Origin of the sequence: Mycobacterium triplex (assembly GCF_000689255.1) — a bacterium.
Lineage (GTDB): Bacteria > Actinomycetota > Actinomycetes > Mycobacteriales > Mycobacteriaceae > Mycobacterium > Mycobacterium triplex.
The window spans coordinates 2142542-2165711 of sequence record NZ_HG964446.1 but is presented as its reverse complement, the minus strand read 5'-3'; the positions used below and the strand labels follow the sequence as shown (position 1 = coordinate 2165711).

General features: G+C 66.3%; 21 protein-coding genes and 2 pseudogenes. 9 read left to right on the top strand and 14 right to left on the bottom strand.

What is annotated here, in order from left to right:
* Positions 1-18: 18 nt before the first annotated feature.
* Positions 19-1257 (bottom strand): THUMP-like domain-containing protein, encoded by a 1239-nt coding sequence (locus BN973_RS10195; RefSeq protein WP_330981750.1) that lies wholly within the window; start codon positions 1255-1257, stop codon positions 19-21.
* Positions 1215-2177, bottom strand: a complete 963-nt coding sequence (locus BN973_RS10190) for a class I SAM-dependent methyltransferase (protein WP_036467850.1) — start codon at positions 2175-2177, stop codon at positions 1215-1217. The genes BN973_RS10195 and BN973_RS10190 overlap by 43 nt, the downstream gene beginning before the upstream one ends.
* Before the next feature lie 454 nt (positions 2178-2631).
* Between BN973_RS10190 and BN973_RS30435 the strand changes: the two genes are divergently transcribed.
* Together BN973_RS30435 and BN973_RS10180 are read left to right on the top strand one after the other, a co-directional pair.
* Complete coding sequence (locus tag BN973_RS30435; RefSeq protein WP_084163596.1) at positions 2632-3006, top strand: ribonuclease domain-containing protein; 375 nt, start codon at positions 2632-2634, stop codon at positions 3004-3006.
* A gap of 2 nt (positions 3007-3008) precedes the next feature.
* On the top strand, positions 3009-3512 hold the full coding sequence (locus tag BN973_RS10180) for a barstar family protein (protein ID WP_036467847.1): 504 nt from the start codon (positions 3009-3011) through the stop codon (positions 3510-3512).
* A 120-nt stretch (positions 3513-3632) separates the two neighbouring features.
* Here BN973_RS10180 and BN973_RS10175 read toward each other — a convergent pair whose 3' ends face one another.
* Positions 3633-4871, bottom strand: coding sequence for an HNH endonuclease signature motif containing protein (locus BN973_RS10175; protein ID WP_036467845.1), 1239 nt, complete (start codon positions 4869-4871; stop codon positions 3633-3635).
* 221 nt (positions 4872-5092) lie between these two features.
* Here BN973_RS10175 and BN973_RS29915 point away from each other — a divergent pair, with 221 nt between their 5' ends.
* The gene (locus BN973_RS29915) at positions 5093-6859 is read left to right on the top strand and encodes a serine/threonine-protein kinase PknH/PknJ (protein WP_051641206.1); all 1767 of its coding nucleotides are present in this window, start codon (positions 5093-5095) and stop codon (positions 6857-6859) included.
* 68 nt (positions 6860-6927) lie between these two features.
* Here the strand turns inward: BN973_RS29915 and BN973_RS10165 are convergent.
* The 5 genes and pseudogenes from BN973_RS10165 to ctaD all read right to left on the bottom strand — a co-directional run.
* A pseudogene (locus BN973_RS10165) lies at positions 6928-7599 on the bottom strand (enoyl-CoA hydratase); the annotation flags it as partial.
* Entirely contained in the window at positions 7596-8411 is an 816-nt protein-coding gene (locus BN973_RS10160) for an NUDIX hydrolase (RefSeq protein ID WP_036467843.1), read from the bottom strand. The pseudogene BN973_RS10165 and the gene BN973_RS10160, both read right to left, overlap by 4 nt.
* Entirely contained in the window at positions 8408-9295 is an 888-nt protein-coding gene (locus tag BN973_RS10155; protein ID WP_084163356.1) for an ABC transporter ATP-binding protein, read from the bottom strand. Before BN973_RS10155 ends, BN973_RS10160 begins: the two co-directional genes overlap by 4 nt.
* Positions 9296-9309: 14 nt before the next feature.
* On the bottom strand, positions 9310-10545 hold the full coding sequence (gene serB, locus BN973_RS10150) for a phosphoserine phosphatase SerB (RefSeq protein WP_036467840.1): 1236 nt from the start codon (positions 10543-10545) through the stop codon (positions 9310-9312).
* 13 nt (positions 10546-10558) lie between these two features.
* The gene (gene ctaD, locus BN973_RS10145) at positions 10559-12304 is read right to left on the bottom strand and encodes an aa3-type cytochrome oxidase subunit I (RefSeq protein WP_036472248.1); all 1746 of its coding nucleotides are present in this window, start codon (positions 12302-12304) and stop codon (positions 10559-10561) included.
* 371 nt (positions 12305-12675) lie between these two features.
* Between ctaD and BN973_RS10140 the strand changes: the two are divergent.
* From BN973_RS10140 to BN973_RS10130, 3 genes and pseudogenes are all read left to right on the top strand, one after another.
* A pseudogene (locus tag BN973_RS10140) lies at positions 12676-13747 on the top strand (IS110 family RNA-guided transposase).
* A gap of 53 nt (positions 13748-13800) precedes the next feature.
* On the top strand, positions 13801-14877 hold the full coding sequence (locus BN973_RS10135; protein WP_036467838.1) for an iron-siderophore ABC transporter substrate-binding protein: 1077 nt from the start codon (positions 13801-13803) through the stop codon (positions 14875-14877).
* 121 nt (positions 14878-14998) lie between these two features.
* Complete coding sequence (locus BN973_RS10130) at positions 14999-16039, top strand: NAD(P)-dependent alcohol dehydrogenase (protein ID WP_036467837.1); 1041 nt, start codon at positions 14999-15001, stop codon at positions 16037-16039.
* Here the strand turns inward: BN973_RS10130 and BN973_RS10125 are convergent.
* From BN973_RS10125 to BN973_RS10105, 5 genes are all read right to left on the bottom strand, one after another.
* The gene (locus tag BN973_RS10125; RefSeq protein WP_036467836.1) at positions 16034-16453 is read right to left on the bottom strand and encodes a DUF3349 domain-containing protein; all 420 of its coding nucleotides are present in this window, start codon (positions 16451-16453) and stop codon (positions 16034-16036) included. The two genes, BN973_RS10130 and BN973_RS10125, sit on opposite strands and share 6 nt — an antisense overlap.
* A 333-nt stretch (positions 16454-16786) precedes the next feature.
* Entirely contained in the window at positions 16787-17551 is a 765-nt protein-coding gene (locus tag BN973_RS29910; RefSeq protein WP_169718258.1) for a pentapeptide repeat-containing protein, read from the bottom strand.
* A gap of 64 nt (positions 17552-17615) precedes the next feature.
* Entirely contained in the window at positions 17616-18086 is a 471-nt protein-coding gene (locus tag BN973_RS10115; RefSeq protein WP_139830333.1) for a hypothetical protein, read from the bottom strand.
* Positions 18087-18125: 39 nt separating this feature from the next.
* Positions 18126-19100 (bottom strand): class 1b ribonucleoside-diphosphate reductase subunit beta, encoded by a 975-nt coding sequence (nrdF, locus tag BN973_RS10110; RefSeq protein WP_198048908.1) that lies wholly within the window; start codon positions 19098-19100, stop codon positions 18126-18128.
* Positions 19101-19225: 125 nt separating this feature from the next.
* Positions 19226-19828, bottom strand: coding sequence for a TetR/AcrR family transcriptional regulator (locus BN973_RS10105; RefSeq protein ID WP_139830334.1), 603 nt, complete (start codon positions 19826-19828; stop codon positions 19226-19228).
* Between the two features lie 94 nt (positions 19829-19922).
* On the opposite strand from BN973_RS10105, the gene BN973_RS10100 reads away from it, so the two are divergent.
* The 3 genes from BN973_RS10100 to BN973_RS10090 all read left to right on the top strand — a co-directional run bounded on the left by BN973_RS10100 (position 19923) and on the right by BN973_RS10090 (position 22591).
* Positions 19923-21500 (top strand): phytoene desaturase family protein, encoded by a 1578-nt coding sequence (locus BN973_RS10100; protein WP_036467830.1) that lies wholly within the window; start codon positions 19923-19925, stop codon positions 21498-21500.
* A 109-nt stretch (positions 21501-21609) separates the two neighbouring features.
* Entirely contained in the window at positions 21610-22053 is a 444-nt protein-coding gene (locus tag BN973_RS10095; protein WP_036467828.1) for an SRPBCC family protein, read from the top strand.
* On the top strand, positions 22037-22591 hold the full coding sequence (locus BN973_RS10090) for a TetR/AcrR family transcriptional regulator (RefSeq protein ID WP_036467826.1): 555 nt from the start codon (positions 22037-22039) through the stop codon (positions 22589-22591). Before BN973_RS10095 ends, BN973_RS10090 begins: the two co-directional genes overlap by 17 nt.
* On the opposite strand, the gene BN973_RS10085 is transcribed toward BN973_RS10090, so the two are convergent.
* Entirely contained in the window at positions 22566-23135 is a 570-nt protein-coding gene (locus tag BN973_RS10085; protein ID WP_036467824.1) for a TetR/AcrR family transcriptional regulator, read from the bottom strand. The two genes, BN973_RS10090 and BN973_RS10085, sit on opposite strands and share 26 nt — an antisense overlap.
* Positions 23136-23170 lie beyond the last annotated feature (35 nt).

Here is a 23170-nt window from a genome sequence, read left to right as displayed (position 1 = left end):
CCGACAGCGTACCGGGCGCTAGCGCGACGGGCGGCACACATAGGCGGTCGCACGCGCGGCGGCCCCGGATCCCAGGCGGGCGATGACCACGGACAGCAATCGGCTGCCGCGCGGGCGCAGCCGGCGCCGCAACGCGTCGGGGTCGACCCGCAGGCCGCGCACCAGGATCTCCAGCGCCCCACAGTCGCGTGCCGACAGCGCGCGGCGGAGCCGGCGCTCGTCGAAGTCCAGCTGCTCGAGCACCTCGTGGCCGCGGACGTCCGGCGGCAACCGGTCACCGGACAGGTAGGCGATGTCGGGATCGAGTTGCCACAGCCCGTGCCGCGCGCCGTAGTGGCGCACCAGGCCGGCCCGGACCACGGCGCCGTCCGGGTCGACGATCCATTGCCCGGCCGGCCGCACCGCGCAGTCGTCGGGTTCGGTGTCGGTGAGCTGTTCGCCGCGATCCAGGACGCTGGCCCGCCGGTGCACGCCGGGCTCGGCCAGCCGGCCCGACCACAGGCACGCTTCCCGCACCGAGCCGCGATACGACGTCACCTCGATTTCGCCGTCGAACCCCAGGCGCGCCAGCTGGTCGAAATCTATTCCGGGAGCACACTTTACGACGAGGTCACGGCCCCGGTAGCAGTCGATCAGCTGCGCTAAGCCCGGTTGGTAGTCGGCCGGGTTGAATCGGCGTTGCCCGCCGCTGCGGCGCGCCGGGTCGACGACGACCACCGCGTCGCGGGTCACCGGGTGCAGCGCGTCGGCGCGGCAGAGACGCGCGGCCGGGCCCAGGTTGTGGGCCGCCATCGCCAGCCGCACCGGGTCGACGTCGCTGCCCACCGCCTGCGCACCGCAGTCGCGCAGCGCGGCCACCTCGGTGCCGATCGAACAGGTCGCGTCGTGCACGACGGAGCCGGCCGCGGCAAGTCGCCGGGCCCGGTGCAGCGCCACCGGCGCCGCGGTGGCTTGTTGCAACGCTTCGTCGGTGAGCAGCCAACCGGCGACCGCCAGTTCCCCCAGCTTGCCCAACTTTTCCAAGGCGCGGCGGCGCAGCAGCGTGGTTTCCACCAGCACCGGCGCCCAGTCGCCGAAGCGGGCCCGCGCCGCGGCGATATCGGCGATCCGGGTGGTCTCGGAGAACGCGAATTCGGCGACTGCGGCCAGTGCGGCGACACCCGATTCCGAGCGCAGGTAACCGACGTCGTCGGTGGTGAAGCGCAGCCCAGCGCTCAGGAGGGTTTGACCCCGGTGACCATGACGTTGTAGAACCAGCCCTTCGGGGCCAGGTGCCGCCAGATGTTGGCATCGACCCAGCTCAGCGCCTTCCAGCCGGTGAAGGCGAATTTCGCCCAGCCCCAGCCCAACCGCCCGGGCGGCACCGACGCCTCGAAGGTGCGCACCGGCCAGCCGAACATCGCGGCGGTGAACTCCTCGCTGGCGGTTTCGACCTGCACCGCGCCGGCGTTGGCGGCCATCCGCTCGAGGTCTTCCGGCGCGAAGGTGTGCAGGTCGACGATCGCTTCCAACGCCGCGACCCGCGAGGACTCGTCGAGCTCGACCTGCGGGCGCCGCCAGCTGCCCAGGCCGGGCAACTTGGTGACGTTGGTGGCGACCCGCCAGGTCAGCGTGGACAACGACCGGGCATAGACCTCGCCGACGTTGGTCGGCTCGCCGGCGAAGACGAACCGGCCGCCGGGCTTGAGCACCCGGAGCACTTCGCGCAGCGACAGCTCGACGTCGGGAATGTGGTGCAGCACGGCATGCCCGACCACCAGGTCGAAGGTGTCGTCGTCGTACGGGATGCCCTCGGCGTCGGCGACCCGGCCGTCGATGTCCAGGCCCAGCGACTGGCCGTTGCGGGTGGCCACCTTGACCATGCCCGGCGACAGATCGGTGACCGATCCGCGCCGCGCGACACCCGCCTGGATCAGGTTGAGTAGGAAAAACCCTGTACCACAGCCCAATTCGAGCGCACGATCATACGGCAGGTCACGCTGGACCTCGTCGGGCACGATGGCGTCAAACCGGCCCCGGGCATAGTCCACGCAGCGCTGGTCATAGGAGATCGACCATTTCTCGTCGTAGGTCTCGGCCTCCCAGTCGTGGTAGAGGACCTGGGCGAGCTTGGTGTCGTGCCGCGCGGCTTCGACCTGATCGGCCGTCACGTGGGCAGCCCGAGTTACGTCGGTCATGCAGGGCAGCCTAATCGCCGGCCGATCCGCCTTCGAACGAGGTGAAGTGCTAAGCGGCAGTACCGGCCTAAACTCATCGACGTGGCTGACGTTCTTCGGGTCAGTGATGAGGGGCTGGAAGTACTTTCGGCGCACTGCGCCGCGAGCAGGTGTGGCGGCTCAAGCCTAGGCGCAGGTGTACGCCACCGACATTCGGCAACGCGCCGCACAGCTGGTCGCCCACGACGAAGCAATCGCCGCAAAGATCGCTACCGCCAGCGCACCTCTGAGCGCTGTTAATTTCACTGAACCGCAAGCGCCACCGGTGGTTCGGGCGCGCGGCGCCGGTTTCAAGCTGGACCACCCTTGGGACCCCTAAACCGATCAACCGGCTCATGGGCCGTTCGAGCCGGTTCAACCGGGCCCGACGCAGTTCGATCCAAAAACCGGAACGGTCCAGGGCGGCGGTGGTCCCATCGGCGGGAAGGGCGGCTCTGGCGGAGGTGGAAAAGGCAGCGGAGGGGCTCAGCCGCCGAGGGGAGGCGCGGGCGGAGGCGAGATACCGACAAATGTCAGAGACACACTCGAGCAGATCGACGCGGGAAAGTGGCCCGGGTCTGCGAAAGCGCCGGGCACGAAGGGTGGAAGTCCCTTTCGAAACGCACCGCCCGGAAAGCCGCCACCCCTGCCGACCAATGACTCGTCTGGCGAACCGATCACCTATACAGAGTGGGATGTCAACCCGAGGGACCCAGATCGGAAACGCGACGACGAGCGAATCGTCACCGGTACTGACGGATCGGCTTGGTATACCGATGATCATTACGGAACATTCCGCAGGCTGCGATAGCGATGGCACACACCTTGAACATTGACGAATTTCTAAGACAGGCCGCTGATCGCGGGCCCTGTGTGGGTATTCGCGCCGAATCCCCGCTGGCACCCCTGGCTGGGATTGAGGTTCGGAGCGTCGAGGGCGCAGACATCACGACCGTTGATGCCATTTACGATGCTTTCGCCGAGGCGTGGGACTTCCCGCAGTGGTTCGGCCGCAATGCGGATGCGTTTGATGATTTTATGCGCGACTTGGACAACATGGTGAGTGCAGGCACCGGAAGGCCGCCTCCTCGGGGCTATTTGACCGAAATTACGAATGCTCACTTGATCCTGGCCAATCAGCTGGAGGTGTTTCGTTGGTTCGCCAATGCGATGCCGTTTTACAGGGATTACTACCGTGACGAACTCAGCCCGCCAGCGGCCTTCGGAGTATTGCTTTCGACTCCTGCCGACAAGATCCGAGAAGTCCGGGAACGCTGGGTATCCGTCGGCGTTGAAGTCGCAGCACTGGACGCATGACCGTTCCGGACGCGACTGGAACAAACAACCAATATCGCTGGGCATCGGTCCGGCGGCGGTGCGGGTTGTGAACGTCGCAGGCGAAATCGTCTATGCCCCAATAGGTTTGAGCACTGGGGCTCAGTTGGTTGGTGGTGGTTGTGGTTGGAAGGGTTGGTACCACCACCAGTGGGCGCGTTCGCCGGTGGGTCCGGGGCAGGGTGGCACATCGGGTGGGGGACGTTTTGGTGGGCGGGCGAGTGATCCCGGGCGCAGCTGTTGGCCGGTGCTGTCGGTGATGGTGAGGTGGTCGGCGGGTCCGGTGATGGTGATGCCGCCGCGGTGGTGCAGGCGGTGATGATACGGGCAGAGCAGGACCAGGTTGGCCAGTTCGGTGGGGCCGCCGTCTTCCCAGTGCACGATGTGGTGGGCGTGTAGGCCGCGGGTGGCCCCGCAGCCGGGCACCGCGCAGGTGCGGTCGCGGTGTTGCAGCGCGCGGCGCAGCCGCCGGCTGATCAGCCGGGTGGTGCGCCCGGCGCCGATAGGCTCACCGGCGCGTTCGAACCACACTTCGCCGGTGGCATCACAGGTCAGGTAGTGGCGTTCGGCGTCGGACAGCAGCGGGCCCAGATGCAGCGCCGCGGCCCGCTGGGCCACATCGAGGTGCACCACCACGGTGGTGTGCTGGCCGTGCGGGCGGCGGGTGGCCTCGGCATCCCAGCCGGTCTGCACCAGGCGCAGAAACGCCTCCACAGTCCCCGGGAATGGGGGCACCAAATCACCGGCGCTGGTGGCGTGGTCCTGTTTGTATTCGGTGATCAGGGCGTCGCGGTGCGAGGCCAGCGCCGCCTCGAACTTCGCCGCATCGGGGTGGGGCAGGGTGATCCGCCAGCAGGTGGACTCCTCGGTGGCGGTTTTGCTGATCGAGGCGGGCGGGGCCGGCCGGGCCGGCTCGGGGTGGGGTCGTGGTTCGAGTTTGACCGCGGTGCGCAGCTGGCTGACGGTGGCCACCGAGGCCAGTGCCGCGTAGTGCTCATCGGATCCCTGCCCCGCCCCGCCCGCGATCACCCCGATCTGATCCAGCGACAGCCGACCCTCGGCCATCCCCGCAGCGCAGCGCGGAAACTCGTCGAGCCGGTGGGCCACGGTGGCGATGGTGTGGGCGTGGGCCGGCGACGACCCGGTCTTCCAGGCCACCAACGCCGCCACCGACCGCGCACCGGTCATCCCCCACAACCCGTCGTGGTCGATCTCGGCGGTGATCTGCACAATGCGGGCATCAATCGCGTTGCGTTGACCGGTCAACTCCGCCAACTCGCCAAACAACACCTCCAGCCGCTCCTTAGGGCTCACCACCACGCAAGACGACCCGATCGACATAACCCCATCCTCACAGCCGACTGCGACAAACCACAGCCCACAACCCCGCCGTAGGCGGCGCCCGGCGTCGTTATCCACAGTCACGAGTTCGTCCACAAACGCTGCCTACGGCAGCCACCTAAGAGTGGCCGGACGGCTCGGTCCGCATCTGTTCGGATTCCTAGCTGCGAACACCTCGTCGGGCTTATCGTGTCTTCGACCGTTGCCACCGGGAGGTTGATATGGACGGGACCCCGTTCGGGCGATATCGCTTGGTGGAGTTGTTGGGCCGCGGCGGTATGGGCGAAGTATGGCGGGCCCACGACACCGAAACCGACCGCATCGTTGCCATCAAGCTCTTGCCCGCCTTTCTGTCTGACGACGAAGAATTCAAACACCGCTTCCGCCGAGAGGCCCACGCGGCAGCGCGACTGAACGACCCGCACGTCATACCGATCCACAACTACGGCGAGATCGATTGCCAGCTCTATGTCGATATGCGGCTGATCGAAGGTCGCGACCTCCAAACCGCACTGGCCGAAGGGCCCCTGGATCCCGCGCGCGCAGTACGCATCATCGAGCAAGTCGCCATGGCGTTGCATGCCGCACACAAGGTGGGACTGCTACATCGGGACATAAAGCCGTCCAACATCCTGCTCGACGACAACGACTTCGCTTATCTGATTGATTTCGGGATCGCCCGTGCGATCGATGAAACGCGAATGACCAAGTCCGGCGACACAATCGGTACCTTCCAATACATCGCACCCGAGCGTCTAGACGCCCGCGCAGACGAGGACGCCCGCGCCGACATCTACTCGCTGGCCTGCGTCCTGTATGAATCCCTCACCGGAGAGCCGCCTTTTTCCGGCAGCACTACCGCCCACCTGATCACCGCACACCTCAATGCCCCGCCGCCTCGGCCCTCGACCACACGACCGGATGTACCTCCGGCTGTCGATGACGTCATCGCGACCGGCATGGCCAAAGACCCAAACCAGCGGTATGCCACCACCATCGAGCTAGCCAACGCCGCGACCGATGCCATCACCGCACCGATTGCCCGGGCATCCCAAATCCCGCCCACGGCAGCAGCTTTCGCGGCGAACACAGCGGCATCGATGCCGGTGACCGAACTTGCCGCCCAAGCACAGGTCGTCGACCCCATCCCCGTGGCAACCCAACACGGCCCGGTACCCGAGACCCCCACACCGCAACTCGCGTCGTGGTGGCGTCGCCAACGCCGCCCGGTGCAATTGGGCCTGATCGTCGCCTCGGTGGTAATCCTGGCCGTCGGCACCGGCATCGCGGGCTACGTGTTACGACCACATTCTCCCGCATCTTCAACCCAAGCAGCGCAGCCCTCCACCGCTACTCAAATCCCCCCGCCGCCCACCCCGGCCGGGCCATCTCCTGTCGCGGAAGGTGCACTGGACGGGCTGCTGCTCAGCCCCGTCGACATCAACACCGCGATGGGCGCCAACGGGATGATGGTCGTGCGCACGCTCACCGCAATGGGTGACAACAGTGCCGACGTGCCGGACAAGGCTTGCCGACCGATTGGCGGTCCGTTGCTAGCCCCGGTGTATGCGGACAGCGGGTGGAGGGCCTTTCGTGAACAGGTGCTGCGCGAGCCCGGCACCACCTGGACTCATCTCACCGATCAGGGTGTGGCGGTGTTTCACTCCGCGCACGAAGCGGGCGCCTTCTTCGACTCCTCCGCCCAAAACTGGCCGGCTTGCGCCAACCGACAATTCATCAAGACGGTGACCGGCAGACCAGACATCGTGCGGACCGTAGGGCCCGTCGCCAACACCAACGGCACTTTGAGCGCCAGCTTTACCGCCGCCGGTTCGACGTGGACTTGGCAAACCTGTCAGCGGGCGCTGACGGTGGCCAACAACGTCGTCGTTGACGTCGAAGCATGTAGTTCAAACCGGGCCGACGCCCAGTCCAACGACGGCGTCAACATCGCGCATCAGATCGCCGCGAAGGTACCCACAACCTAGGAATGGGAGTCACGGCCGGAGAAGCGAGGCCGGCGATCGCTCCCGTTCGCCGCGGCTCAGAAGTTTGCCTCAGAAACCCCGGCCCCGAACACCGCGTTGATGCCGGCCTTGGCGGCGGCCAGTGCGCCTCGCGGCCCGTCGAGGAAGCGCCGCGCCCACACCGCGGCGGCGTCGTACACGTCGTCGGGGGCCACCATCTCGTCGATCAGGCCCAGCTCCAGCGCCTCCTCGGCGTCTACGAAACGCCCGCTGAACACCAGCTCCTTGGCCTTGCTCGCCCCGACCGCGCGGGTCAAGCGGGCCATACCGCCGGGGGTCCGACCGGCGAGGATCTCGGTCGCCCCGAATTTCACGTTGTCACCGCTGATCCGCCAGTCCGCGGCCAGCGCCAGCGTCAGGCCCGCGCCCAGCGCGTAACCGGTGACCGCGGCCACGGTCGGCTTCGGGATGGCCGCCACGGCGTCCATGGCCCGGGCGCGCACCCGCGCCGCGGTGTCCGCCTCGGCCGCGCTCAGCGTCGCCAGCTCGGGCATGTCATCGCCGGCGGAGAAGATCTCGTGGCCGCCGAACAGGATCACCGCGGCCACGTCGTCTCGCTCCCCCACCTCGGCGGCCGCGGCCGCGATCTCCCGGTACACCTGCCGGGTCATCGTGTTGGTCGGCGGCCGCGACACGAGCAGCACCGCCAGGCCGGCGTCCTGCGAGCCGTCACTGACCACGACGTGGACGAACTCGCTCAATGCCGCCACCCCATGCCGCCCTTTTCCCGGGCCTGGTGGTAGCGGTCGGAGTCGAAGAACTCGAAGATCCAGTTATCCCCCTGGATCTCCAAATGTGGTTGTACCGTGACGATTTGGCGCTCGACGGCCAGCACCTCGGCGACGGTGCGCCCGGCCAGCGAGTCCAGCTGAGTCCAGGTCGGCGGCAGTAGGAAACAACGCCCGGCCTCGAAGTCGTCGATCGCGGCCTGTGGAGTCGACCAGCCGGACTGGTCGGATTCGGTGTTCTCCCCGTCCGCCCGCTGCCCCTCCGGCAGGGCGCCGACGAAGAAGTAGGTGTCGTAGCGACGGGTGCGTTCGGCCTCCGGGGTGACCCAGTTCGCCCACGGCCGCAGCAGGTCCGAGCGCAGCACCAGGTTTTCGGTCCGCAGGAAATCCGCGAACGACAGCGTCCGGTCGTCCAGGGCGCGGCGGGCGTCGGCGTAGACCGAAGCGTCGCCGACGATCTCGTCCGGATCGTCGGCCGGGCCGGCGAACAACACCCCGGACTCCTCGAACGTCTCCCGCGCCGCCGCGCACACCAGCGCCGCGGCCAGGTCGGTCTCGATGCCGAACCGCTGTGCCCACCAGTCCGGTGGCGGACCCGCCCACGCGATATCGGCATTGCGGTCGCGGTCGTCGACGCCGCCGCCGGGGAACACCATCGTGCCCGGCGCGAACTCCATCTTCGAATGCCGGCGCATCAGGAAGGTCTTCACGCCGCCGGGCACGTCGCGGATCAGCATCACGGTGGCCGCCGGCCTGGTCGGCAGCGGCTCGGGGGTGGTGCTCATTCCTGCCTCCTCCGGTGCGCCGCACGGGCACGGACGCGCCGCGCGAAGTACCGCCCGTCGATGACGTCCAGCGCGATCGACTGCCCGAAAGCGGCCGACAGATTCTCCGCCGTCAGCACATCGGACAGCAACCCCGCGGCCACCACCGCACCCTCCGACAGCAGCATGCAGTGGCTGAAGCCGGGTGGCACCTCCTCAACGTGGTGAGTGACCAGAACCAGGGCCGGTGCGTCGGGGTCGGCGGCCAGGTCCGCCAGGCGGGACACCAGTTCCTCACGGCCGCCCAGGTCCAGACCCGCGGCGGGTTCGTCGAGCAGCAGCAGCTCGGGGTCGGTCATCAGCGCGCGGGCGATCAGCACCCGTTTGCGTTCCCCTTCGGACAAGGTCCCGTAGGTGCGATCGGCCAGATGCTCGGCGCCCAGGCTCTCGAGCATGTCGACGGCGCGCTGATGGTCGACTTCCTCGTAGCGTTCGCGCCAGCGGCCCAGCACCGCGTAACCGGCCGAGATGACCAGATCGCGCACGACTTCGTCGGTGGGGATGCGCTGCGCCAAAGCCGAAGAGCTGAGCCCGATCCGGGCCTTCAATTCCGACACGTCGACTCGGCCCAGCTGTTCGCCGAGCACGAACGCGATGCCGGTCGACGGGTGCTCGGCCGCCGCGGCGATGCGCAGCAACGACGTCTTGCCCGCCCCGTTGGGGCCGATGATCACCCAACGTTCGTCGAGTTCGACCGCCCAATCCAGCGGCCCGACCATGACGTGCTCGCCGCGTCGCAGCGAGACGTTTCTGAAGTCGATCAACAGATCGGGATCGGCCACGGGGCTGTCTGTTTCAGAGTCTGTTTCAGAGCCTGTTTCGGGCACCCGATCATCGTGCCGCATGCCTCGCGAGCGTCCTACTCGGGGGGAATCTCGACGCGGCGCACTTCGCCGTCGACGGCATCGGCGGCCTCGATCTCGCCGCGGGTGACGCCGAGCAGAAACAACACCGTGTCCAGGTACGGGCTGCTCAACGACGCGTCGGCGACCGCACGCAACGCGGGCTTGGCGTTGAACGCCACCCCCAGCCCGGCCGCGGCCAGCATGTCGATGTCGTTGGCACCGTCTCCGACGGCCACGGTCTGTGCCATCGGCACCCCGGCCTGCTGCGCAAAGTCCCGCAGCGCCTTGGCTTTCCCGGGCCGGTCGATGATCTGCCCGACCACCCGACCGGTGAGTTTGCCGTCGACGATCTCGAGCTCGTTGGCGGCGACGAAGTCCAGCATCAGCTCCGCGGCCAGCGGCTCGATGATGCGCCGGAACCCGCCGGAGACCACGCCGCAGTGATAGCCCAGCCGTCGCAGGGTCCGCAGGGTGGTCCGCGCGCCGGGCATCAGCTCCAGCTGATCGGCGACCTCGTCGATCACCGTGGCAGGCAGGCCCTCCAGGGTGGCCACCCGCTGCAGGAGCGACTCCGCGAAGTCCAGCTCGCCGCGCATCGCGGCCTCGGTGATCGCGGCGACCCGGCCCTCGGCGCCGGCCTTGGCCGCCAGCATCTCGATGACCTCGCCCTGCACCAGCGTCGAATCGACGTCGAACACGATGAGCCGCTTCGCCCGCCGCTCCAGGGTGTAGTCCTCGACCGCGACGTCGACGCCCTCGTTGGACGAGACCTTGTTCAGCGCGGCCCGCAGCGGGCCGTCGGCTCCGGGCGGCACCGAGACCCGCAACTCCAGGCCGGTCACCGGATAGTCGGAGACGCCGCGGATCAGGTCGATGTTGACGCCGAGCGCCGCGACTTCGCGGGCCACCGCGCCGAACGCCCCGGCCGTAATGGGCCGGCCCAGCACGAAGATGGTGTGCGTCGAGGGCTCGCGGATGATCGGCACGGCCTCGCTGCGCTCGATCGTGACGTCGAGGCCCACCGCGTGGATGGCGTCCTCGACATCGTCGCCCAGCACGATGCTTTCGGCGACTTCCGGTGGGCAGCAAAGCAATACGCCCAGGGTCAGGCGGCCCCGGATGACCACCTGCTCGACGTTGAGCAGGTCGATTCCGTGGCCGGAGAGCGCGTCGAAGAGCGCTGACGTCACACCCGGTTGATCCACGCCGGTGACGGTGATCAGCACCGACACCTTAGGTGGTGTGCTCACCCGCTATGAACCCCTAGCTGCGGACGCCTACGTCGTCGAGTCGGGTTACGTCGTGGCCCTCTTTGCCGTGGGCCCGACCGACGTGCGACTCGGCACGCATGCGCTCCACCATGTGCGGATAGTGCAGCTCGAAAGCCGGCCGCTCCGAACGGATTCGGGGCAGCTCGGTGAAGTTGTGCCGCGGCGGCGGACAACTGGTTGCCCACTCCAGCGAGTTGCCGTAACCCCACGGGTCGTCGACGGTGACCACTTCGCCGTAGCGCCAGCTCTTGAAGACATTCCATACGAAGGGGAACATCGAGGCGCCCAGGATGAATGCGCCCACCGTCGAAACGATGTTCAGCCCTTGGAAGCCGTCGGTGGGCAGGTAGTCGGCGTAGCGGCGCGGCATGCCCTCGTCTCCCAGCCAGTGCTGCACCAGGAACGTGGTGTGGAAGCCGATGAACGTCAACCAGAAGTGCAGCTTGCCCAGCCGCTCGTCGAGCAGCCGGCCCGTCATCTTCGGGAACCAGAAGTAGATTCCGGCGTAGGTGGCGAAAACGATGGTGCCGAACAGCACGTAGTGGAAGTGCGCGACCACGAAGTAGCTGTCGGTGACGTGGAAGTCCAGCGGCGGGCTGGCCAGCAGGACCCCGGTCAGTCCGCCCAGCAGGAAGGTGACCATGAAGCCGATCGAGAACAGCATCGGCGTCTCAAAGGTCAACTGGCCCTTCCACATCGTTCCGATCCAGTTGAAGAACTTGATCCCGGTCGGCACCGCGATCAGATAGGTCATGAACGAGAAGAACGGCAGCAGAACGGCTCCGGTGGCGAACATGTGGTGGGCCCACACCGCCACCGACAGCGCGGCGATCGACAGCGTCGCGTAGACCAGCGTGGTGTAGCCGAAGATCGGCTTGCGGGCGAAGACCGGGAAGATCTCCGAGACGATGCCGAAGAACGGCAGCGCGATGATGTACACCTCGGGGTGGCCGAAGAACCAGAATAGGTGCTGCCACAACAGAACTCCGCCGTTGGCCGAGTCGTAGATGTGAGCGCCCAGGTGACGATCGGCCGCCAGCCCGAACAGCGCGGCGGTCAGCAACGGGAACGCGATCAGGATCAGGATCGAGGTCACCATGATGTTCCAGGTGAAGATCGGCATCCGGAACATCGTCATGCCCGGTGCACGCATGCACACGCAAGTGGTGATCATGTTGACCGCACCCAGGATGGTGCCCAGACCGGCGACGATCAGTCCCATGATCCACAGGTCGCCACCGGCGCCGGGTGAGTGGATCGCGTCGGTCAGCGGGGTGTAAGCGGTCCAGCCGAAGTCGGCCGCGCCGCCCGGCGTGATGAAACCGGCCAGCCCCATCGTGGCGCCGAACAGGAACAACCAGAACGAGAAGGCGTTCAGCCGCGGGAAGGCCACGTCGGGTGCGCCGATCTGCAACGGCAGCACCAGGTTGGCAAAGCCGAACACGATCGGGGTCGCGTAGAACAGCAGCATGATCGTGCCGTGCATGGTGAACAGCTGGTTGAACTGTTCATTCGACAAGAACTGCAGACCCGGCGCGGCCAGCTCGGTGCGCATCAACAGCGCCAGCAGCCCGCCGACGAAGAAGAAGACGATGCAGGTGACCGTGTACATGATGCCGATCAGCTTGTGATCGGTGGTCGTGATCAGTTTGTAGATCAGGTTCCCTTTGGGACCGGTGCGGGCCGGGTACGGCCGAACGGCCTCGAGTTCTCCCAACGGGGGCGCTTCGGCTGTCAACAGCTCCTCCAAACATCCATCCCAGACAGGGGTTCTACCGAATCTTAGCTCCCTATCAGGCCGGTGGCAGTGCTGGTCCTACAAACTGTCGTAATTGGTTCATCGGGGGCGCCGGGCCGCGTCCGCGGACCGGTTCCCAGCTGCCCGGATGTTAGCGTCGATCTCAGTGTCAGGGTGAGGTTGCCGCGTAGAGCGGTGGTTGGATCCTGGTCACCTGGTGTCTGGCTCGTAGCGTCGCTGCCGCCCTCGGGTTGGCGTTCATGGGTTTTGTCGGCATCAGGTGTGAAGGACCGGCCGGCGTGACTTGATAGGAGCGTGGCGTCGCCCCCGACTGAGATGTGTCCGCCGACCGGCCCAACCGTCACCTCACAGTGAAGGAGGCAACCTCCATGGTTGTTGTTGGAGCCGATGTCCACAAGCGCACCCACACGTTTGTCGCCGTGGACGAGGTTGGCCGAAAGCTCGGCGAGAAGGTCGTGGACGCCACAACTGCCGGCCATCGCCGGGCATTGCGGTGGGCCCGCGATCAGTTCGGTGTGGAGCTGGTCTGGGCGATCGAGGATTGTCGGCACCTGTCTGCTCGTTTGGAGCGCGACCTGTTGACTACCGGTCAGAAGGTGGTGCGGGTACCACCGAAGTTGATGGCGCTGACCCGTAAGTCGGCGCGGACCCGGGGTAAGTCCGATCCGATCGACGCGTTGGCGGTGGCGCGGGCGTTCTTACGTGAACCGGATTTGCCGGTGGCCTCTCATGACGAGACATCGCGGGAATTGAAATTGTTGGTGGATCGGCGTGAAGATCTTGTGGCACAGAGAACCTCGACGATCAACCGGCTGTTGTGGCGAGTTCACGAACTCGATCCTTCCCATGCACCCAAGGCCGCTTCGTTGGATCTGGCTAAGCACCGCGACGTGCTGCGGGCGTGGTTGGACACCGTGCCCGGCTTGGTGGCCGAATTGGCTCGTGATGAGCTGGCCGACGTCACCCGACTCACCGAAGCCATCAATGCCTTGACCAAACGCATCGGCGAACGCGTCCGTGCGATCGCTCCGGCACTGTTGGCGATGCCCGGCTGCGGCGAGCTGACCGCAGCCAAACTGGTCGGCGAAACCGCCGGCGTAACCCGATTCAAGAGCGAGGCCAGCCTTCGCCCGCCATAGCGGCGTGGCACCGATCCCAGTGTGGTCGGGAAACACCGCCGGTCGGGTGCGCATGACCCGCTCGGGCAACCGGCAACTCAATGCCGCGCTACATCGCATCGCGGTCACCCAGATTCGCATCGACGGACTCGGCCAGGCCTACTACCGCAAGCGACTGACCGACGGAGATTCCAGCACCGAGGCCCTGCGCTGCCTCAAACGCCGCCTGGCCCGCGTGGTGTTCCACCACCTCCACACCGACGACCAAACCCGCAATCAGCCTTGCCAACCGGCAGCGGCTTGACATAGGAGAAACGCGTGCAATCCGGCGACAGGCGACGCTCCGTTGGACGTCTGATGGCCGTCGCAGCGATCGCGGCAACCGCGATCGCGACGGGCAGCGGCTGCGGCGCCGGACAGTCCGGCTCCAAGGGGCCCTCGACCCGGTCGCTGGTCACACCCACCACCCAGATCGCGGGCGCCGGGGTGCTCGGCAACGACCGCAAGCCCGACGAGTCGTGCGCGCGAGACGCGGCCCCGGCCGATGCGGGACCCGAGACCCGGCAGGCCCAGAACGCCGCGGGGGTCACTCCGGACTCGGTCCAGGTGCCCGCGGAGGCCCAGCGCATCGTGGTGCTCTCCGGCGATCAGCTCGACGCCCTGTGTGCGCTCGGCCTGCAGTCGCGCATCGTCGCCGCGGCCCTGCCCGACGACTCGTCGAGTCAGCCCTCCTATCTGGGCGAGGCCGTGCACGCCCTGCCCGGGGTCGGCACCCGCGGCAATCCCGACCTGCGCGCGATCGCCGCGCTGCACCCGGACCTGATTCTGGGCTCGGTCGCGCTGACGCCGCGGACGTATCCGAGGCTCGCGGCGATTGCGCCGACGGTATTCACCGCGGCACCCGGGGCGGCATGGCAGGACAACCTGCGCATCGTCGGCGGCGCGACGGCGCGCCGCGGCGCTGTCGACGGGCTGATCAACGGTTTCACCCAGCGGGCCAACCAAATCGGCGCCTCCCACGACGCGGCTCACTTCCAGGCGTCGGTTGTCCAGCTGACCGTCAACAGCCTGCGGATCTACGGCGCCAACAACTTTCCGGCCAGCGTGCTCGGCGCGGTCGGAGTGGACCGGCCGGCATCCCAGCGGTTCACCGACAAGCCCTACGTCGAGATCGGCGCGACCGACGCCGACCTGGCCAAGGGCGCGGATTTTTCGGCGGCCGAGGCCGACGTCATCTACATGTCCTGCGCCAACCGCGCCGCCGCCGACCGCGCCGCGACGATTCTGGACAGCGCCCCGTGGCGCAAACTGTCCGCCAACCGCGACAACCGCGTCTACATCGTCAACGACGAGGTATGGCAGACGGGTGAGGGCGTGCTCGCGGCCCGGGGCATCGTGGATGACCTGCGCCTGGTCAACGCCGCGATCAACTAACGGCGGCCGGTACGGTCGGCACACATCGTCATAAGCTCATGTGTGATCAAGCTCGATTGGCCTGAAACCTTTACCTTAGCTAAGCTTTTCTAGGACGCAACCGAATCGAAAAGGGATCGCTATGAGCACTGTTTCCGCGTATGCCGCCACTTCGGCGACGGAGCCGCTGACCAAGACCACCATCACCCGCCGCGATCCGGGTCCGCACGACGTGGCGATCGACATCAAGTTCGCGGGCATCTGCCACTCCGACATCCACACCGCCAAATCCGAATGGGGCGTGCCGAACTACCCCGTCGTCGTGGGCCACGAGATCGCCGGCGTGGTGACCGCCGTCGGCGCGGAAGTGACCAAGCACAAGGTGGGCGACCACGTCGGCGTGGGCTGCATGGTGAACTCCTGCGGCCAGTGCAGCAGCTGCGAGGCCGGGCTCGAGCAGTACTGCAAGCGGGGTGCGATCTTCACCTACAACTCCACCGACAAGGACGGCACCCCGACGATGGGTGGCTACAGCCAGGCGATCGTCGTCGACGAGAACTTCGTCCTGCGCATCCCGAACTCGCTCCCGCTGGACAAGGCGGCGCCGCTGCTGTGCGCGGGCATCACGCTGTTCTCTCCGCTGCGCCACTGGAAGGCCGGCCCGGGCACGCGGCTGGGGATCATCGGCCTCGGCGGCCTGGGCCACATGGGGGTCAAGCTGGGCGCGGCGATGGGCGCCGAGGTGAGCGTGCTGTCGCAGTCGCTGAAGAAGATGGAAGACGGGCTGCGGCTGGGCGCCAGCAACTACTACGCCACCTCCGAGCGTGACACGTTCAAGAAGTTGCGCAGCAGCTTCGACCTGATCCTGAACACGGTCTCGGCGAACCTCAAGCTCGACGACTACGTCGGCCTGCTCGACGTCGACGGCACGCTCGTCGAATTGGGCATCCCCGAGCACCCGATGGAGATCGGGGCGTTCCCGCTGGCGTTGGCACGCCGCAGCCTGTCGGGCTCGAACATCGGCGGCATCGCGGAAACCCAGGAGATGCTCGACTTCTGTGCCGAGCACCAGGTGACCCCCGAAATCGAGGTCATCGAAGCGGATTACGTCAACGAGGCCTACGAGCGGGTGCTGGCCAGCGACGTGCGCTACCGCTTCGTCATCGACATCTCGACCTTATGAGACGCCCTCGGCCAGGTCGTCGCGGCGCCACGCGATTTCTTCCGCCGCGGCGGCGTGCTCGTCGTCGGGGGCTACCGCGCTGACGCTGATGCCGGCCAGCGGCCAGCCGGCGGCGGCCAGCGTGGCGGCCACGCGCTGAATGTTCTCTTTGCCCGGGTCGTGGTGGGTCATCTTGGTGATGAACTCGGCGATCTCGTCCTTGCTGACGACGCCGTCAGCTCCTGGCTGGGATTCCTTCGCGGCGATGTTGTGAGCAACCTCTTCGAGCTGCTCCTGGGTCAGGGGGGTGCTCCGCAGCAGGGCGAACAACGCCACCTGGTCGGGGCCGGGAACACCTTGCGGGTAGCCGACGTCCAGCCAGCGGATCACTGACTTGAGGAATTTCGCGTGCTTGTGAGAGTGATGTTCCGACACCCCATCAGTCTCAGGGTAGGGACGCTGCCGTGGCGTACGACCATGGCGACAATTCACATTCCGTTCACGACCTGAACATCTGGTGCTGGAAATCCAGCGGTCGGCGTTCGGAGGCCATCCGGGCAATTTCGTCTCTTTGCGGCTCCAGCGAACTACGATGAGCGAGCCGACAACGGCCCGGGCCCAGCCCGGAAGAACGGAGTGGTCATGTCTGGTTTCACGAGCAAACTCCTCGTCGCCCTGGTCCTCGCCTTCGCCGCGTCCGCGACCGCGGGATGCACAATCGACTGCCCGGACGGCATGGGAGTCTGCGGCATTAGCTAAAACCTCCCACTAGCGGCGGCGCCCTCCCCTGGCTTCACAGCGCTGGTCACCACGTGGTGGAGGGACGAACCCGGCAGGCCACGAGGTAGCGGCGTCGTAGTAGATGCACGTCAACGAGGCGCCGCGGAGACTGGCGGTCTTCAGGTCGGCCCCGTACAGCACGGTTTGATCCAAGATCGCCCCGGCAAGGTTGGCGCGACCCAAGTCCGCGCCGCTCAGATCGGCGCCTTCCACATCTGATTCCGACAGATCGGCGGCCGTGAGATCCGCGTTGCGGAGGCGGGCGTAATTGAAACTCGCGCGGTGCAGATTCGAGTTGTTGAGGATCGCTGCCTCGAGGTTGGCGTCGTCGAAGTTGGCGTTTGCCAACTGCAGCCCGCGCAGGTGTTGTCCGCTCAGATCAAGACCGCCGAACGGTCGCGGCTGATTGGGGTCGACGGCCGAATGATCGCGGACGAATCGAAGATTTTCCAGCCGCAGCGCCCGGTCCTCGCGAGCGTCGTCGAGCAGGGCCTGTCCCTTGATGGTGCCCACCGCGACGATCGCGCCGGTGACGAGCGCGACGACCGTCGGAATGATGAGTTCGGTGAACCACCAACGCAATTCGTGGCGCTTTCGAGCACTGGCCGGCGGCGGATTCGGGGACGGCGGTTCGACGCGCCGGGATCGTGCGCGGCCGGCCACCACGGGTCGCCTGCGCCGCGGTGCGCGGCGCTCACCATTGACTGCAACCGCGCGTCCTTGACGATTTCGTATGACGACCGCCTGTGCCATGGGGCGGAGGCTATCGGCAAGTGCCGAAGACCGCGCAAAATGTGGGCATCCAGCTAGTTGCGCATTAGCCGTTCTCCTCGCGGAGGGCCTGCATCGCCAAATTGTTGAGCAATTGCCGGCCGGCATCGGTGCGTAGCTGGGGCAGCATCGCGGAGACGACACCGGCGGCGGTGAGCCCGAGACGGACCAGACCGTCGGGCGCGGTGTCGGCGTCGCGGATCACGTCGTACTCGGCGCTGAGATCTGCCGCGTGTTGTGCCATCGCGATCCGGGCCACCAGTCGGTTGTCGCGGTCGAGATCGAAGTCGTCGGCCGTGGACGCCGTGGTCAGGGTTCGGCCGATCTCGGCGATTTCGTGCGGTTCGCACAGCTGCGCCACCAGCTGCCAAAAGATCGATACGGTGGCACGGATCAGCTGCGGCAACCGGTCAGTGGGCAGGACCTCGTCGTCGATGATGACGCGCATGCCGGCTTCGTCGCCGCGCTCGCCGTGCTGAATCAGCGCCAAGGCGCGACGGAAGTCTGTTGCCCCCACGGGCCCGTCATTGCTCACCGGTTTCAGCTGGCGAGCGCTTTAGAAGTCCCAGTCCTCGTCTTCGGTGACGACGGCCTTGCCGATCACGTAGCTCGACCCCGAGCCGGAAAAGAAGTCGTGGTTCTCGTCGGCGTTGGGCGACAGCGCCGACAGGATCGCCGGGTTCACGTCGGTCTCGTCGCGCGGGAACAGCGCCTCGTACCCGAGGTTCATCAACGCCTTGTTCGCGTTGTAGCGCAAGAACTTCTTGACGTCCTCGGTCAGCCCGACCTCGTCGTAAAGGTCCTGGGTGTACTCCACCTCGTTGTCGTAGAGCTCGAAGAGCAGCTCGTAGGTGTAGTCCTTGAGCTCGGTGCGCTTGGCCTCGTCGACCATCGCCAGACCACGCTGGAACTTGTAGCCGATGTAGTAACCGTGCACGGCCTCGTCGCGGATGATCAGCCGGATCATGTCCGCGGTGTTGGTCAGCTTGGCCCTGCTCGACCAGTACATGGGCAGGTAGAAGCCGGAGTAGAACAGGAAGCTTTCCAGCAGCGTGGAGGCAACCTTGCGCTTGAGCGGCTCGTCGCCGCGGTAGTACTCCATCACGATCTCGGCCTTGCGCTGCAGGTTGGGGTTCTCCTCCGACCAGCGGAACGCGTCGTCGATCTCGGCCGTCGAGCACAGCGTGGAGAAAATCGAGCTGTAGCTCTTGGCGTGCACGGACTCCATGAAGGCGATGTTGGTGTAGACGGCCTGCTCGTGCGGCGTCAGCGCATCGGGAATCAGGCTGACCGCCCCCACGGTGCCCTGGATGGTGTCCAGCAATGTCAGCCCGGTGAAGACGCGCATCGTGAGTTGCTTCTCGTTGGCGGTCAGCGTTCCCCAGGACGGAATGTCATTGGACACCGGCACCTTCTCCGGCAACCAGAAATTTCCGGTCAGCCGGTCCCAGACCTCGGCGTCTTTCTCGTCTTGCACCCGGTTCCAGTTGATCGCCGAAGCGCGGTCGATCAGCTTCATGTTTTCGGTCACCAGAACCCCACTTCACACACCAAATCGGCTGCTGGACTGTTTGCTGTTACTTGGACCACAAACACTACCCCTGGGGGCCGACAAGCCGGTGCAACACAACAACTTGTGTCTCCGTGTCGCGGCGTTCAATCCAATCCGGCCTCTCGCAGGGTGTGCGTAAGTCCATCTTCCAGGGCGCTCAACGCGATGTCGGTCAGGCGGCTCAGCTCATTGATGTCCTCGCCCCCCTTGCCCATCCACGCCTCCAGCGAAGCGAACACCGCCGTCGCCAGGCTGTGCGCCGCGATATCGGCGATCATGGCCCCATCGGCGGTCGGCTTCGATCGTTCGTGGATGAAGCGAGCGATCTCGGCGGCCACCTGATCGCGCATCCGCCCGATGTGCGTGGTGATGATCTCCTGGTCGAGGTCGCGCGAGCGGATGGTGGCCGCTTCGCGGACCATCGCGAAGTCAAAAGGGAAGGCGTCCACCGCTTTTCGCACCGACGCGGTGATGGGTTCGCCACGCGGGCGCAACGCCAGCGCGCGGGCGAACCACTCGAAGCCGATGTCGTAGTCGGCGAAGATCACCGCGTGCTTGGACGGGAAGTGCCGATAGAAGGTGCGCTCGGTCACCCCGACGTCGGCGACGATGTCGGAAACGCTGGTTTGGTGCACGCCATCGGCGACGAAACGCTTCATCGCCGCCTGTAACAGCGCCTGACGCGTCCGCTGACTACGAGATGCCACGGGAGTAAGCAGACACCAAATGTCACCATTGACGCAAATATGTCACATGTGACATTGTGCCTGAAGTCGACGGATCAGCACCGGAGGAGTCAGCATGGCCGACTATGACGCGATCATCATCGGAGCAGGTCACAACGGTTTAGTTGCCGCGAATGTGCTGGCCAAGGGCGGCGCGAAGGTGCTTGTCCTGGAACGTGCGCACTTCCTCGGCGGCATGGCAGCGACCCGGGAGCTCTTCGACGGGTACAAGCACAGCGTCGGCGCCTGGGCGGTGCTGATCTGGCGCCAGGAGATGACCGACCGCCTGGAGCTCACCAAGTGGGGCTTCGAGCTGATGGACCAGTGGACCTCGACGTGCACCTTCGGCGACGCGCAGGACACCCCGTTCGTGATGTACAACGACCTGGAGCGGATGGGGCGCCATCTGCTCGAGGATCACGGCGCCGACGTCGCGACCGCGCTCGGCGGATTGTTCGCCCACATCGGAAGATTCGCGCCCTACTTCGTCGACTCGGCGTTCGGCCCACCGCTGGACATCATCGAGGTGATCGCCTCCCAGCCGACGCCCGAGGACCGCCATGACTTCGCCCAGATGTGGTACGGCAGCACGATGGACACGGTCCGGCGCTTCCTGGCGCCCGACCAGGGCCGCTGCATCCAGGGCTCGCTGGCCGCGATGTCGATCGACGCGTTCGACGGCGGACCGTGGACTCCGGGCTCGAATGCGTCGACGCTGTACCACTATTTGATCGGCGGCGGCAACGTCGAATACATCATGCCGCGCGGCGGCATCGGCGCGCTGAGCACCGCGCTGTGCCGGCGCGCCGAGTCACTCGGCGCCGAGGTACAGATGAAGCAACACGTCAAGCAGATCCTGGTCGAGAACGGCCGCGCCGCCGGGGTCGAGTTACGGGATGGCACAACGATTTCCGCTGATGTGGTGCTGTCGTCGCTCGACCCGTACACCACGTTTGTTAATCTTGCTGGCGCACAACACTTTCCGCCCGACTACATCCGCAAGATCAAGGAGATCAACTTCAACCTGGGCTACATCCAGGCACACCTCACCATTGACCAAGCGCCGCAATGGATCGAGCGATTGCAGCCCTTCATGCAGGACAACGGGCAGTGGTGTCCGACCGTGGCCTACGCACCGTCGCCGGAATACATCAGCGACGCGTGGGAGCAATACCGCAAGGGCATGCTGCCCGACGCGCCGCCCACCTACCTGTACATACCGAGCATGGTCGATTCGTCGCTGGCGCCCGAAGGTAAGCACAGCGCAACGATTTTCACGCCCTACTTCCCCACCGGGCTGGACGCCGACGAAAACCGAAGCTGGAAAGAGCAATACGCCGACACCTGCGTGGGCATCTTCGACAAGTTCGCGCCGGGCTTCGCCGACTCGGTGACCAACCGTGTGGTGTTCTCGAACCGCTACTTCGGCAGCACCTTCAGCGCGCACGCCGGCGACTACTCACACGGTCTGCTGCAGCCCAACCAGCTGTGGACCGGCCGCGTCGTCGAAGGCGAGGACAAGTTCGCCACCCCGGTCGAGGGCCTCTACCTCTGCGGGCAGTGCACGCATCCGGGTCCGGGTGTAACCGGCATCCCGGGGTGGAACGGCGCCGAGGCCGCGCTCAAGCACCTCGACGCCCGCGTGCAGGCATAGGGTTTCGCGCCGAGACCGACCCAGCGCGACAGGCACTCGCAGTCTTGCGCTCTGGCGTCGATCTCGATGACCCTTTGCAGCGCCCTCCGCTGGATGTACCATTTGGTACATGTTTACCGAAGACAGTATCGAGATCGACGCGCCGCGGCAATTGGTCTGGGACGTCTTCAGCGACGTCGAGCACTGGCCGGACTGGACCGCCTCGGTGACGTCGCTGGTCGGACTCGACGGGCCGGGCCTCGCCGTCGGCAAGCGCTTCGCGATCAAGCAGCCCGGCATGCAGAAATTGGTCTGGAAAGTCACCGAGCTCGACCCGGGCAAGTCCTGGACCTGGGTACAACGCGCGCCCGGTTCGATGGTGACCGCGCGCCACTATGTGACCGGCCGCGGTTTCCGCACCCTGGTCCGCCAGGAACTCGACCAGAGCGGCGTGCTCGGGGCGCTCGTCGGGCGGCTGATGATCAAGAAGACGCGGCGCTTTCTCGAGCTGGAAGCCCAGGGACTCAAGGCTCGATCGGAGCAGCTCAGCCGCGCCAATGGTTCGCACGCCTGACCTGGCTCGGCGCCGCCAACTGCTCGACGCGCTGATCGACGAGTTCGCCGACGGCGGCATCGGCGACCGCTCACTGCGCGAGGTGGCCGACGCTGTGGGCACCAGCCATCGAATGTTGCTGCACCACTTCGGGTCTCGAGAGGAGCTGCTGCTGGCCGTCGTCGACGAGGTCGAGCGCCGCCAGATGGGTCAGCTCGCCGAATTACCCACCGATGCCGCCGACGGCTTTGCCGCCATGTGGGCCGACTTGCACCGGCCCGAGCTACGCCGGCTGGAGCGCCTGTTCTTCGAGTGCTATGCCCGCGCCGCACAGGGCGAAAAGCCTTTCGCCCGAATGGTTCCCAACGCGGTCAGCGGGTGGCTGGACGCCGCCGAGGCGGTGGCCGGCGACGCGTTCGACCCGGCGATGGCCAGACTCGGACTGGCCGTCACCCGGGGACTGCTGCTCGACCTGGTGGCCACCGACGACGATGCCGGCGTGGATGCGGCCGCAGCGGCTTTCGCCGACCTGCTCAAGGTTTGGGCAACACCGAAATAAGTGTGTCGACGAGTTCCTCGGCATTGGTGTGCCACTTGTCCAAATCCATGTGACCGCTGAGGTCCAATCCGGTGATGCCGTGGGCGCTGGTCAACAACAGCGCCCCGTAGCGACGAGCCTGCTGCGGACCCGTGATGCGACCCACCACGTCGAGAAACAGATCCTGCGCGCGTTCGGCCACCCGCATCGCATCGGTCGGGTCACCGGCCGGCGGAGTGAACATCAACCGGTACAGGTGCGGCCGGGTGCGGCCGAGGTTGATCAGCGAGAGCAGACCGGAGCGCAACGACTCCTCGGGTGAGTCATCGCTGTTGACCAAGGCCTCGAGTAGATCGCCCAATTCGCTCAACGCGTTCGTGGCCAGGACCGCGAGCAGCGATTCCTTGTCGGCGAAGTGACGATACGCCGCCGAGTGCGAAACGCCGGCCCGAGCGCCCACCTCGCGCAGCGTGACGGCTTCGACGCCGCCGCGGTCGAGCAATACCTCGGCGGCCTCGAGCAGCGAGCGGCGTGTTGCCGCAGCACTCTCCGCTCGTGACGTCACTCGCCGAGCATAAGCCAGCACCCCAGTTGACATTG